Consider the following 12,386-nt stretch of genomic DNA (forward strand, 5'->3'; position numbering starts at 1 on the left):
GACCAAACCCATGCGCGCAGCCGTCATGTATTCACCCGGCGACATCCGCCTCGAAGATATCCCGAAGCCCGAACTCAAGCCCGGCCATGTCATGCTCCGGGTCGCGGCGGTCGGCGTCTGCGGGTCCGACATCCCCCGCATGCTGATCAAGGGCGCCCACAAGATGCCGATCGTCTGCGGCCATGAATTCTCCGGCCACATCACCGAGATCGGCGAGGGCGTCGAAGGCTTCTCGGTCGGCGAGCTGATGGGTGTGCCGCCCATGCTGCCCTGCTACAAATGCGACCAGTGCATGACCGGCAATTTCTCCCGCTGCCGGGATTACGACTATTTCGGCTCGCGCCGCGACGGCGCCTACACCGAGTTCGTCGCGGTTCCCTTCAGCAACCTGCTCCGCGCGCCGCAAGGCATGGACCCGCGCGCCACGGCGATGATCGACCCGGCCTCCATCTCACTCCACGCCATCTGGAAAGCGCCGCCGACCGCCGGCCAGCGCGGTGCGGTCATCGGCTGTGGCCCGATCGGCCTCTTCGCCATCCAGTGGATGAAGCTGATGGGCTGCACGGAAGTCGTCGCGATCGACATCTCGGAGGAGAAGCTCGCCCAGGCACGCGAGGCCGGAGCCGACCAGACCTTCCTGGTGACCGACCAGATTCCGGCCGATCTCAAATGCGACATCATCGTCGAGGCGGCCGGGCACAACTCCTCGATCAACGTCGCGGCCAAGCTGGCGGCACCCGGCGGCCATGTCGTCTTCATCGGCATTCCGGTCGGCGACATCACGCTAGAGAACAAGACCTTCCAGCATTTCCTCCGCCAGGAGGTGTCGCTGCACGGCGCATGGAATTCCTTCGGCGCGCCCTATCCCGGCAAGCAATGGACGGTGACGCTTGACAGTCTCGCGAGCGGCAGGCTCAAGTGGGAGTTCATGATCACCCATGAGCTTGGCTTGGAGGCGCTGCCGGGAATGTTCGAGAAGATCAAGAACAGAAGCGAATTCTTCTCGAAGATCATGTTCCGGCCGTAAGCCAAGGGAGTCCCGCGCATATGGCCAAACTCCTCGGCCTGGATTTCGGCACCGGCGGCATCCGGGTCGGCGTGTTCGATCTCGAAACGCGGCGCATGCTGGGCGAACGCGAACAGCAGTACCAGACCGTGTATCCGCGCCCCGGCTGGGCCGAGCAATCGCCGCTCGACTGGTGGGAGGCGCTGGGCCGGGCCTGTCGCGCCCTGATGCGCGACCTCGGTTCGCCCGAGATATTAGGCGTCTGCGCCGCCACCACCGCATCGACCGTGGTGGCTTGCAAGCGCGATGGCGCGCCGCTTCGCCCCGCACTGCTCTGGATGGATTGCCGCGCCGCGGACGAAGCCGAGCGTAGCAGCCGGTCGAAGAACCCGGTCATGGATTATGTCGGCGGTGCCAATGCCTCGGAATGGCTGATCTCCAAGGCCATGTGGCTGGCCCGTCACGAGCCGGCGGTCTATGCCGATGCCGACATTATCTGTGAATGCCTCGACTATATCAATTTCATGCTGACGGGCCGCTGGGTCGGCTCGCGCATGAACGCCACCTGCAAATGGAACTACGATTCCGTCCAGAGGCGGTTTCCCGCCGAACTCTATGCCGAATTCGGCGTCGAGGGGCTGGAGGCGAAATTGCCGCCCGATATCTTCGCTGTCGGCGCGCCGGTCGAGATCGTCAGCGCCGCCGCCGCCGAACATCTCGGCCTTGCCAACCGCCCGATCCTGTCGCAGGGCGGCGTCGATGCGCATATCGGCATGGTCGCCGCCGGCACCATGAAGCCCGGCGAGATGCTGATGATCGGCGGTACCTCCATCGTCCAGCTCTTCCAGCTCGACAGCCAGCGGCCGATGGATGGTTTCTGGGGTCCATATCCGCATGCGCTGGTCGATGATCACTGGCTGGTTGAAGCCGGCCAGGTCTCCGCCGGATCGGTGCTGACCTGGTTTGAGAAGAACCTGTTCGAACTCGATGCGGCTGGTAGTGCAGCACTCCGCGAGAAAGCTGCCGCAATACCCGTCGGCGGCACCGGTCTCGTGACGCTCGATTATTTCATGGGCAACCGCACGCCCTATCGCGAGCCGCTGCTGCGCGGCGCCGTCATTGGCCTGTCGCTCGGCCATGACAGGGCGAGCCTTTATCGCTCGGCGATCGAAAGCGTGGCGCTCGCCTCGGCCAATGTTCTCAAGCGCGTGGCTGAACTGGAGGTCCCTGTCGAACGCATCGTCTCCTCCGGTGGCTATGCCAAGAATCGGCTCTGGCTGCAGGCAACGGTCGATGCGATCGGTATGCCGGTCGAGCTGCCCCGCGAGGCCAATCTCACCATCATCGGCGCGGCTGCAGCGGCTGCCACCGGCGTCGGCCTCGTACCTGATCTCTTCGCGGCGGCCGAAGCAGTTCAACAGGAAGCGACGGTCATCGCGCCCGATCTCGCGGCGCATGAAATCTACAAGCAATTGCTCGGCGAATATCTTGAGGCTACAGAACTGCTGATGCCGCAATCGCGGCGGCTGGCGGCCAGCCAGCTCAGGGGGTAGGCCGAATGAAACCCGACTGCATCGAACGCGACTTCGAGTCCCGCTCGCTCGCTACCGGGTAGCTCGTTTTTCTTCGCCACATGAACGGCAGCCACCTCTCAAGCGTCATGGCGCGCCGATTGCCTTTATGTGGGGCTCGGGCTTGCAACCAGTACTTATCTCCTAAAGTCTATGCCGGCTTCTCAACTAGGCAGCGGCGCTGCCGGGTCGATGAGGTTCTCTTCCCTCAGCTCGGACCATAGCGCTGTCGGGATAGGCCATCGCATAAATTCGAGATTTTGCTCCAATTCGGCGACGGAACGCGCGCCCGGAATGACGCTGACGACTTGCTTGTGCCCCAGAGGGAACTGAAGTGCGGCAGCGGGGAGGGGAACATTGTGCTTCTCGCAAACAGCATGGAGGCGGGCGACGCGATCCAGGACCGCCGGGGGGGCGATTTTGGTGTTGAATGTCGCATCCTTGACAGGCCCGGTGACAAGAATTCCGGAATTGTAGGGTCCGCCGATGACGATTTTCGTTCCTTTCCTTTCGCAGGCCGGAAAGAGGGTCGCCAGCGGCTCCTGTTCAAGCAGGGTGTAACGCCCGGCCACAAGAAAGTAGTCGAAACGGCCTGCTTCGACGAAGTCGGACAGCATCTGCCATTGGTTGATGCCGACGCCTATCGCCTTGATGACGCCTTGGGATCGCAGGTCATCAAGCGTCGGATATGCTCCTTCCATCGCTTCCTTGAAGCGGCTGCGGGCAAAGGGGTCTTCGCCCGGCTGAAAATGGATTGCTTCATCGGGATCATGGACGGCGAGCATATCAATGTAATCGGTCTGCAGGCGCTTCAACGACCCCTCGATGGAGCGCAGCACCGCATCACGGGAATAATCGAAATCGGCGCGAAATGGTGGTGCCCCATCCCACAGGACCGGCTTTACTTCACTATCGGGAATAGGGACCAGATCATAGCCGACCTTTGAGGATATGACGATCTCCGAGCGCGGAAGGCTCTGAATGGCGTCGCCAAGACGGGCTTCGGCCAAGCCGAAGCCGTAGACGGGAGAGGTGTCGAAGTAACGCAGACCATTGTTGAAGGCGGCATGGACCGTATCATGCGCAGCCTTTGGGTCGGTGGCGCGATACATGTTGCCGAGGCCAGTTCCTCCCAACCCCATCGTGGTGATCTGCAATCCCTGAGCGGTCACCGCTCTCGTCTGCATCTTCGACATTGATCTCCTGCCCCTTCTTTTTTGTACGGCTTGGGTTTCTGTTTAAAGACCCGCCACGGCCCATAGCGATCATCATAGATGTAAACTACTTGTCGTACAACACTGTAACCATACACATTGCGCCGAGCCGTTCTTGTAAATCGCCGTGGGTGTTACGGAAATAGGAGGTCGGCTGGTTGAGCGTACCGATGAAGAGTAGATGTTGCATGGCCGCTATCGACTAAAGGATCAGGGTCGCCCTGAAGTCGTTGACATTGGTCCCGGTGGGCCCTGTTTCGAACAGGTCGCCGATCGCCCTGAAGCCGGAATAGCTGTCATTAGCATCGAGAATGTGGCGCGGATCGAGACCGGCGGCGCGCAGCCGCTTGACGGTCGAACCGTCGGCAAAGGCTCCGGCATTGTTTTCCGAGCCATCGATACCATCCGTGTCGGCTGCGAGCAGATGGATATCGTAACCGTCGAAGGCAAGTGCTGCTGCCAGCGCGAACTCGCCGTTGCGTCCCCCCTTGCCGCCCTTTGAGCGCAATGTCACCGTGGTCTCGCCGCCGGAAAGGATGACGACGGGCTTGGCGAACGGCCGGTTGCGGCCGGACACTTCCTTGGCGATGGCCGCATGGACGAGAGCCACGTCACGGGACTCGCCCTCGATCGCATCCGACAGGATCGCCGCCTCCATGCCGCGCGCGCGGGCAAGCGCGGCTGCGGCCTCGAGCGATACACCGGCCGAGGCAATGATGTGGTGACTGTTGCGGGCAAAGGCCGGATCGTCGGGAAGAGGCGCTTCGGCTGCGGCCGAATTGAGGTGATCGATTGCTGCCTGCGGCAGCTCGAGGCCGTACTGGGCGACGATTTCAAGCGCTTCGTGCCGGGTCGAGCGATCCGGCACCGTCGGTCCCGATGCCACATGGGCGGGGTTGTCGCCGGGGATGTCGGAGACGATCAGGCTGACGACGCGGGCCTCGGTCGCCGCCGCCAGCCGGCCGCCCTTGATGGTCGAGAGATGCTTGCGCACGACATTCATCGCCGAGATCGGAGCGCCCGAGGCAAGCAGGATCTCGTTCAGCACAATCTCGTCTTCGAGCGTCAGTCCTTGCGGTGGAGATGGCAGCAGCGCCGAGCCGCCGCCGCAGACGAGTGCGATGACGAGATCATCAGCGGAAAGATCCTTCACTGTCTCGACCAGCCGCTTCGACGCGGCAAGGCCTGCTTCATCGGGCACAGGATGCGAGGCTTCGATGATCTCGACGTGTTCTGTCTCGCAGCCATAGCCGTAGCGGGTGACGACGACGCCTTCGAGCGGGCCGTCCCAAAGGCTCTCCAAGGCTCGGGCCATCTGTGCTGCCCCCTTGCCGGCGCCGATGACGACGGTTTTGCCTTTCGGCCTTTCCGGCAGATGCGCCGCGATCCCGGTCAGCGGATCGGCTGCCTTGACGGCAGCATTGAAAAGCGAGGTCAGGAATATACGGGGCGAGGGGATGGAATGGGTCATGGAATGATTTGCCCTGGGAAGGATCGTCATGCGTAATCGTGCTGCGGTTGCAGTTGCAGGACGCCTTTGAGAATATCGGCCGACTTTTCGGCGATCATGACCGTTGCGGCGTTGGTGTTGGAGGAAATCAGCCGTGGCATGACGGAGCTGTCACAGACCCTGAGATGATCTATGCCGCGCACCTTGAGTTCCGGGTCGACGACGGCGTCCTCGCCGCCACCCATTCGGCAGGTCCCGACGGGATGATAGGCGGAGCGGCCATATTGCCGGGCAAACTGGCGGTATTCCTCCTGCGTGCGAATGTTGCCGTCTGGCAGATGCAGCCGTTTGACGAATGGCCGGAAGGCAGGCTGCGATAGGATCTCCTGACTGATCTTGATGCCATCGACGGCGCGTTCGAGATCGTAGGGTTCGGCAAAGGCGTTCGGATCGATAGCCGGCGGCACAGCCGGATCCTTTGAGCGCAGCGTCACCTGCCCACGCGAACGCGGCCGCACGTGGTAGGAATTTAACGTGCAGCCGTTGCCACCCGGCACGCCGCCAATACCTTCCTCGACGCCGGCCCCGGGCAGGAAATGGAACTGCAGGTCAGGTGTCGTCTCGGCGCGATCGCCCCACCAGAACCCGCCAGCTTCGACGATATTGGATGCCACCGGCCCTTTGCCGAACAGCGCGTATTCGATACCGGCTGCCACCTGCCAATGACGCTTCTTGTAACGGTCGATGCCGTGGGAGCCGGTGAGTTCGGCAAGAACGTCGACATCCATGTGATCCTGGAGGTTCTTGCCCACCTGCGGCAGATCTCTGATCACGTCGATATCGAGTGCCCGCAGTTCATCGGCGGGCCCGAGGCCCGAGAGCATCAGCATCTTCGGCGAACCGATGGCGCCCGATGTCAGGATCACTTCGCGCTCGGCGCGCAACAGCACCGGCCGGCCGTTTTCGATGATCTCGATGCCGACGGCGCAGCCATTTTCGATAACGATGCGATTGACGGCGGTGTCCGTGCGGACAGTCAGGTTCTTGCGGTGCGCGGCGGGCTTCAGATAGCCGACGGCCGTGCTGCTGCGCTTACCGTTTTTCGTCGTCGTCTGGTAAAAGCCCGCACCGGCCTGCGAGCCCGCATTGAAATCGGGATTGAAAGGCAGGCCAGCCTCCTGCGCGGCGCGCACGAAAACGCGTGTCAAGGCGTGCGGGGCCTGCGAGCTGACGCCGAGCGGCCCTTCGGTGCCGTGATGGGCGCCGCCGAACGTGTCGTTACCTTCGGATTTGCGGAAATAGGGACGCACATCCTCATAGCCCCACCCCGTGCATCCCTCGAGATCGCGCCATCCGTCATAATCTTCGGGGCAGCCGCGGGTGAAGACCTGGGCATTGATCGAGCTGCCGCCGCCCAGTACGCGGGCCTGCGGATAGACCATCTTGCGCCCGGCAATCTCGCGCCCGGCGACCGTCTCGTAACCCCAGATCAACGGACCTGCCGTCATCTTGAAAAAGCCAACGGGCAGATGGATGTACATGTTGCTGTCGCGCGGGCCCGCCTCCAGCAGGGTCACGGATACATCCGGATCCTCGCTCAGGCGCGCAGCAAGCACGCATCCCGCCGAGCCGCCCCCGACGATGATGTAATCGGGCATTCTCTCCTCCGTAAAAAAATCCTGAAACCGGAATCTCCTCGTCGTCCCGGCATCAATTCATCATCACAATCTCAAGTCTATTGCCCCCCGTCAAGAGAAAGGGTACGGTTATCGTCTTGAAGGGTTGTCGTACAAATGCTATGACGACGTCGCTTCAGATGGAGATGCCGGGGAAAGAAGGACGGCATCGCCATCTTCGTCATTCAACGGGAGGTTTTCGAATGATCGATAGGATAAATTCGCGTTTCGGCGGCATGAACCGCAGATCGTTTCTCGCAACTGTGGCAGCCGGTGCAACTGTGGCCGCTCTGCCCAGGCAGCTCTTTGCAGCCGATAAGCCGACGCTTGTCACGTCCATCCGCTCTCTCTCCAACCCCTATCACGCCGTTTGGAAAACCGGCGCCGAAGCTTTTGCCTCTGCGATTGGCCTCGATCACGTCACCCTGGTTTCTGAAGGCAACAGTGAAAAGGGTATTGCTGACATCAAGGCGATGCTGGCCAAGACCGGCGGCAACATGGTGCTGAACTCTGACCCCAACGACACGCCGGATGCGCGCCCGATCGTCGAGGCCTGCGCCAAGGCAGGCGCCTATGTCGTCACCCAGTGGAACAAGCCGAAAGATCTGCACCCGAAGGACTTCAACCCCAACTACGTATCGCATATTGAATTCGACGGCGTCTCGAGCGGCAAGCAGATCGCCGAGATTCTCTTCAAGAGCATCGGCGGTTCCGGCGGCATCATCGCGCTGGGCGGCCAGATCTCGAACACGGCGGCAATCGAGCGCAAGAAGGGTCTTGAAGACGCACTTGCGGCCAATACCAACATCAAGCTCCTGGATTTCCAGGTTGCCAACTGGAAGTCGTCGGAGGCTTACGATCTGACGAGCAACCTTCTGACGCGCTTCGGCGACGACGTGAAGGGCATCTGGGCGGCCAACGACGATATGGGCACCGGTGCGCTTGAAGCGTTGCGCGCCGAAAATCTCGCCGGCAAGGTCCCGGTCGTCGGCGTCGACGGTATCAAGGCCGCGGTCGATGCCGTGCGCAAGGGCGAATTCGCCTGCACCGTCACCTCCGATCCATACTGGCAGGGCGGCATGGGTCTCGCCATCGGCCTCGCGGCTCTCCAGAAGAAGTTCGACCCGGCCAAGGAGCCGGCCGATCATCGCGAATTCTACGGCAAGGCCGTGCTGATCGCGAAGGAGAACGTCGAGGAATACTACAAGACCAATATCGAAGCACATCCGACGCTCGATTGGAACGATCTTTGGGGTCGCGTGACGGGCGCCATCCGCGCATAACAAGTATCATGTCTCCCCCGCAGCGGCGGCTCCTCCCGCGGCTGCCTCCTCGCTGGCAGGCCTAACCGCGCCTGCCAGCTTTTCCGGATGACGCAACGAGGTGCCGTCTGTTGACCATCAATGCCGAACACATCAAGACTATGACAAAAAGCGAGCGGGCAGGTGCCATGCCGACTGTTGGAAGCCGCCTCTTCAGCGGGCCGATGCTCAAGCGCTTGCGCGCCTACGCTCCGGCGCTGGTGCTGATCGCCCTGTGCATTCTCATCACTATCGCCAATCCCAATTTTATCGAGCCCCGCAATCTGGTGCGCATTGCCAATTCTGCTTCGGTGCCGCTGACGTTGGCGATGGGCCTAACCTTCATCATCCTACTCGGCAGCATCGATCTCTCGGTCGAAGGCTCGCTTTCGGTAGCGGCTATGGTGACTGTCCTGCTCGCCACCAATGATGCAAATGCCAACGCCTATGGCTGGCTTGCGGTCATCGCGGCGATCGCCGCCAGCACTGCAATGGGTCTCACAACCGGCATCATCCAGACATATCTTAGAATACCGTCGTTCATGGCGACGCTCGGCGTGTGGTTTATCGGGCTCGGCATTTCCGTCTATATGCTTGGCGGTTCCGCCGTACGCCTCATGGATCCCGCGATCCGCGATCTGGCGCTCTCGCGCTTTCTCGGATTGCCCTTCGCCGTCTGGGTGGCGCTTGCGGCATTCCTCATCGCCTGCACCGTCCAATATTACACCCGCCTCGGCCGTCACATCATCGCGATCGGCGGCGGTGAGGACGTCGCTGAACTGTCCGGAATCAATCTTCGCCGTGTACGTATCATGGCCTTCGGCCTAGCCGGTTTCTTCTTCGGTATTGCCGGCGTCCTTGCGGCCGCCCAACTCGGCCGCTCAGATGCCGTTATTGCCGATGGGCGCCTGTTCGCCGCGGTCACCGCAGTCGTGGTCGGCGGCACGGCCCTGACAGGCGGTGAAGGTGGTGTCGTGAATACCCTCGTCGGAGTGCTGATCGTTACGGTTCTCAGCAACGGCATGATCCTGCTCGGCGTCTCGCCCTACGTGCAGCAGACCGCGCAGGGAGTGATGATCATCGCTGCCGTAGCGCTGTCGCTCGACCGCCTGCGCCTCCAGATCGTGAAGTGACCGGCATGTTTTCAGTCAACGAGATCAGCAAATCCTTCGCCGGCGTTCACGCATTGAAGAACGTCTCGCTTGAAATCAGACCGAACGAGGTCGTCGGCCTCATCGGTGAAAACGGTGCCGGCAAATCGACATTGATGCGCATTCTTGCGGGAACACATCAGCCCGACAGCGGAACGCTTAAGCTCGACGGCCAGCCGTTGAAGCTGCGCAATGCCCGCGATGGTGCCGCCCAAGGCATCGGCATGGTGTTTCAGGAGCAGTCTCTGCTGCTCAACATCTCCGTTGCCGAAAACATCTATCTAGGCCAGGAAGGCCAGTTCGTCCGCTTCGGCATTGTCGACTGGAAAGCGATGCGAGCAGCGGCAAAGCGCCAGCTCGACAAGATCGGCGTCGATATCGACGTGACCGCACGGACGTCGGAACTCACCTTTGCCGCGCGCCAGATGGTCGAACTCGCTAAGGCTCTGACGCTGGAGGAGGCCGTCTCGCGACCGCTGGTGATCCTGCTCGACGAGCCGACCTCGGTCTTGAGCGGCAGCGATATCGACGTGTTGTTCAAGCGCGTCCGCTCGTTGAAATCGCGGGCAAGCTTCGTTTTCGTCTCGCACCGGCTGGATGAAGTGCTGCGTATCTCCGACCGCGTCTACACGATGAAGGACGGACAGATGGTGGCCGAGCATCTGGCAACCGATGTCACTGGTCCCGAGTTGCACGAAATCATGGTCGGTCGCGGCCTGCAATCGGCCTATTACAAGGAAGACAAGCAGTTGCCGCCGAAGAGCGAGATCGTCGTCGATGCCAGCAGGCTGGCGATCGCTGGCGCCTTTCACGACGTCGATCTGCAGATCCATGCGGGCGAGATCGTCGGCATCGCTGGTGTAGTCGGCTCGGGCCGCGAAGAGGTGACGCGAACGATCGGCGGCTTCATGCCCCATACCGGCGGAACCCTGAAGATCAACGGCGAGGCGGTGCATTTCCGCACCCCGGAACAGGCGGTTCGCAAAAGCATTGGCTACGTCCCGCGCGAGCGTCGCGTCGAGGGGCTGGTGATGTTCCTGTCGATCGCCGAAAACATCACGCTTGCCGATCTATCCTCGGTGATGCGCGGCGGCGCGATCAACTACCGCCGTGAGCGGCAGCTGGCTGCCGACTGGATCAAGCGCCTGCGCATCAAGGCGCCGGGACCCGATATCGCCTGCCGGAAACTCTCCGGCGGCAATCAGCAGAAGGTGGTTCTGGCGCGCTGGATGACGGCGGGATCGCGGATCCTGATCCTCGATCACCCGACGCGCGGGCTCGATGTCGGGGCCAAGGAAGAAGTCTACGAGCTGGTCCGTGACCTCTCATCCCAGGGTGTCGCGATCCTGCTGATTTCCGATACGCTTGAGGAAACGATCGGCCTGTCGCATCGCGTGCTGGTGATGCGCGACGGCGTCGTTACCGCTCATTTCGATGCGGTGCCGGGAAACAAACCGGATCAGGTCGATCTCGTTCGGGCAATGGTGTGAGGAGAGCGTCATGACAAGCGTCAACAACATGAAAACTCTCCTCGCCGCGGGCTGGACGCAAGGGGCGATACCGCCTGCCTTGCTGGTGGTGCTGGTGCTGATCATCGAGCTTGCGGCACCGGGCTTCCTGACCGGCGACACGCTGCTACTTCTGCTCTCCAATACCGCCGTGCTTTTCATCCTGGCGGCTGGTGTCACCTTCGTTATCCTGATCGGCGGCATCGATCTGTCGATCCAATCGGTGGCGTCGCTGTCGAGCGTCATCCTGGCACAGCTTCTGCCGCAGATCGGCATGCTCGCCTTTCCCGTGGCAATCCTGTCGGGTCTCGTTTTCGGAGCGCTGAGTGGCTATGTCCATGTCCGCCTCAAGGTGCCGTCCTTCGTGGCGACGCTGGCGACGGGCGGCGTCGTGGCCGGTATCGCATTGTGGGCCGCTGCCGGCCGGGCGATCACCATCGAGGAGGGCGGACGCGAAAACACCGCCTGGATCAACGGGACGTTTGCCGGGCTGCCGACCGTCATCTGGATTGCCGCGATCATTGGGATCCTCGCCTTTTTCGGCCTCAGATACACGCGCTTTGGCCGTCATAGCCTGGCAATCGGCGCCGGTGAACCGGCCGCGATTGCCGCGGGCATCAACGTCGAACGCACGAAGATCGTCGCCTTTGCGATCTCCGGCATGCTGGCCGCAATTGCCGGGGTCATCCTGGCTGCGCGTCTATCGAGCGGTTCGCCCAATCTTGCCAATCAGCTGCTGCTGCCGGCAATCGCCGCCGTCATCGTCGGCGGTACCGCCATCACCGGCGGTCTCGGCGGTGTCGCCCGCACGGCCGTGGGCGCGCTGATCATCTCGATCGTGCGTATCGGCATGACCTTCATCGGTATCAACATCTTCGCCGAAAACGTCGTCTTCGGTTCGGTGCTGATCCTCGCCGTCGCCATCACCATCGACCGCAGCAAGATTGCGATCATCAAATGATGGGCCGCGCGCAGACGGCACCAGCACACAAAAAAGGCCGCGCATTGCAGCGCGGCCTTCGAAAGACGAAGCGACTGTCACATTGTGTCCAGACCGATCAGCTCGATCTTGTAGCCATCCGGATCTTCGACGAACGCGATATGCGTGGTGCCGTGCTGCATCGGGCCTGGCGGGCGCGGGATCTTGGCACCCTGCTTCTCGAGCGCGGCGCAGACGGCGTAGATGTCGTTGACGCCGAGTGCCAGATGGCCGAATCCGGTGCCAAGTTCGTAAGGTTCCTCGCGGCCCCAATTGTAGGTCAGTTCGATGACGGTGTCCGTCTCCTCGGGACCGTAACCGACGAAGGCATTGGTGAACTTTCCGCCCGGATAATCATCCCTGCGGAGAAGCGTCATGCCGAGCAGTTCGGTGTAGAACTTGATCGACCTGTCGAGGTCGAACACGCGGATCATGGTGTGCATATTTCGAAATTGGCCGGACGCGGCGGTCATAATACGGATCCTCCTGCAAGTTATCGTTTTCACACTGGTTTTTAGCGAGAGGCGAGC

10 protein-coding genes are annotated in these 12,386 nt (G+C 61.7%); 6 read left to right on the forward strand and 4 right to left on the reverse strand.

Annotated elements, in window-relative coordinates:
- Nucleotides 1–10 precede the first annotated feature (10 nt).
- Complete coding sequence (locus tag HFO71_RS34245; protein ID WP_221989046.1) at nt 11–1,027, forward strand: galactitol-1-phosphate 5-dehydrogenase; 1,017 nt, start codon at nt 11–13, stop codon at nt 1,025–1,027.
- A gap of 20 nt (nt 1,028–1,047) precedes the next feature.
- Entirely contained in the window at nt 1,048–2,559 is a 1,512-nt protein-coding gene (locus HFO71_RS34250; RefSeq protein WP_168340926.1) for an FGGY-family carbohydrate kinase, read from the forward strand.
- Between the two features lie 182 nt (nt 2,560–2,741).
- Here HFO71_RS34250 and HFO71_RS34255 read toward each other — a convergent pair whose 3' ends face one another.
- The 3 genes from HFO71_RS34255 to HFO71_RS34265 all read right to left on the reverse strand — a co-directional run bounded on the left by HFO71_RS34255 (nt 2,742) and on the right by HFO71_RS34265 (nt 6,899).
- Nucleotides 2,742–3,773 carry an aldo/keto reductase gene (locus HFO71_RS34255; protein ID WP_221989048.1) on the reverse strand — a complete coding sequence of 344 codons (1,032 nt, stop codon included), beginning with the start codon at nt 3,771–3,773 and terminating at the stop codon, nt 2,742–2,744.
- A gap of 220 nt (nt 3,774–3,993) precedes the next feature.
- On the reverse strand, nt 3,994–5,262 hold the full coding sequence (locus HFO71_RS34260; RefSeq protein WP_168340928.1) for a glycerate kinase type-2 family protein: 1,269 nt from the start codon (nt 5,260–5,262) through the stop codon (nt 3,994–3,996).
- A 26-nt stretch (nt 5,263–5,288) separates the two neighbouring features.
- Nucleotides 5,289–6,899: a GMC family oxidoreductase gene (locus HFO71_RS34265; RefSeq protein ID WP_168340929.1), complete on the reverse strand. Its 1,611-nt coding sequence runs from the start codon at nt 6,897–6,899 to the stop codon at nt 5,289–5,291.
- Nucleotides 6,900–7,120: 221 nt separating this feature from the next.
- Between HFO71_RS34265 and HFO71_RS34270 the strand changes: the two genes are divergently transcribed.
- The 4 genes from HFO71_RS34270 (at nt 7,121) to HFO71_RS34285 (ending at nt 11,838) form a co-directional block, all read left to right on the forward strand.
- Nucleotides 7,121–8,200 carry a sugar ABC transporter substrate-binding protein gene (locus tag HFO71_RS34270; RefSeq protein ID WP_168340930.1) on the forward strand — a complete coding sequence of 360 codons (1,080 nt, stop codon included), beginning with the start codon at nt 7,121–7,123 and terminating at the stop codon, nt 8,198–8,200.
- Between the two features lie 110 nt (nt 8,201–8,310).
- Nucleotides 8,311–9,351 (forward strand): ABC transporter permease, encoded by a 1,041-nt coding sequence (locus tag HFO71_RS34275; protein ID WP_245007078.1) that lies wholly within the window; start codon nt 8,311–8,313, stop codon nt 9,349–9,351.
- A 5-nt stretch (nt 9,352–9,356) separates the two neighbouring features.
- A complete protein-coding gene (locus HFO71_RS34280; protein ID WP_168340931.1) occupies nt 9,357–10,859 on the forward strand; it encodes a sugar ABC transporter ATP-binding protein in 1,503 nt (500 codons plus the stop codon).
- A 10-nt stretch (nt 10,860–10,869) separates the two neighbouring features.
- Complete coding sequence (locus tag HFO71_RS34285) at nt 10,870–11,838, forward strand: ABC transporter permease (protein WP_168340932.1); 969 nt, start codon at nt 10,870–10,872, stop codon at nt 11,836–11,838.
- 77 nt (nt 11,839–11,915) lie between these two features.
- Here the strand turns inward: HFO71_RS34285 and gloA are convergent, their stop codons facing one another.
- Nucleotides 11,916–12,329 carry a lactoylglutathione lyase gene (gene gloA / locus HFO71_RS34290; protein WP_094087919.1) on the reverse strand — a complete coding sequence of 138 codons (414 nt, stop codon included), beginning with the start codon at nt 12,327–12,329 and terminating at the stop codon, nt 11,916–11,918.
- Nucleotides 12,330–12,386: the final 57 nt, after the last annotated feature.

The sequence above is a fragment of the Rhizobium laguerreae genome (genome assembly GCF_019778565.1).
Classification (GTDB): Bacteria; Pseudomonadota; Alphaproteobacteria; order Rhizobiales; family Rhizobiaceae; genus Rhizobium; species Rhizobium laguerreae.

Excerpts from the sequence above, each read along its gene's own strand:
- HFO71_RS34245 (WP_221989046.1), top strand. The coding sequence starts at position 11 with ATGCGCGCAGCCGTCATGTATTCACCCGGCGACATCCGCCTCGAAGAT.
- HFO71_RS34250 (WP_168340926.1), top strand. The coding sequence starts at position 1,048 with ATGGCCAAACTCCTCGGCCTGGATTTCGGCACCGGCGGCATCCGGGTC.
- HFO71_RS34255 (WP_221989048.1), bottom strand. The coding sequence starts at position 3,773 with ATGTCGAAGATGCAGACGAGAGCGGTGACCGCTCAGGGATTGCAGATC.
- HFO71_RS34260 (WP_168340928.1), bottom strand. The coding sequence starts at position 5,262 with ATGACCCATTCCATCCCCTCGCCCCGTATATTCCTGACCTCGCTTTTC.
- HFO71_RS34265 (WP_168340929.1), bottom strand. The coding sequence starts at position 6,899 with ATGCCCGATTACATCATCGTCGGGGGCGGCTCGGCGGGATGCGTGCTT.
- HFO71_RS34270 (WP_168340930.1), top strand. The coding sequence starts at position 7,121 with ATGATCGATAGGATAAATTCGCGTTTCGGCGGCATGAACCGCAGATCG.
- HFO71_RS34280 (WP_168340931.1), top strand. The coding sequence starts at position 9,357 with ATGTTTTCAGTCAACGAGATCAGCAAATCCTTCGCCGGCGTTCACGCA.
- HFO71_RS34285 (WP_168340932.1), top strand. The coding sequence starts at position 10,870 with ATGACAAGCGTCAACAACATGAAAACTCTCCTCGCCGCGGGCTGGACG.
- gloA (WP_094087919.1), bottom strand. The coding sequence starts at position 12,329 with ATGACCGCCGCGTCCGGCCAATTTCGAAATATGCACACCATGATCCGC.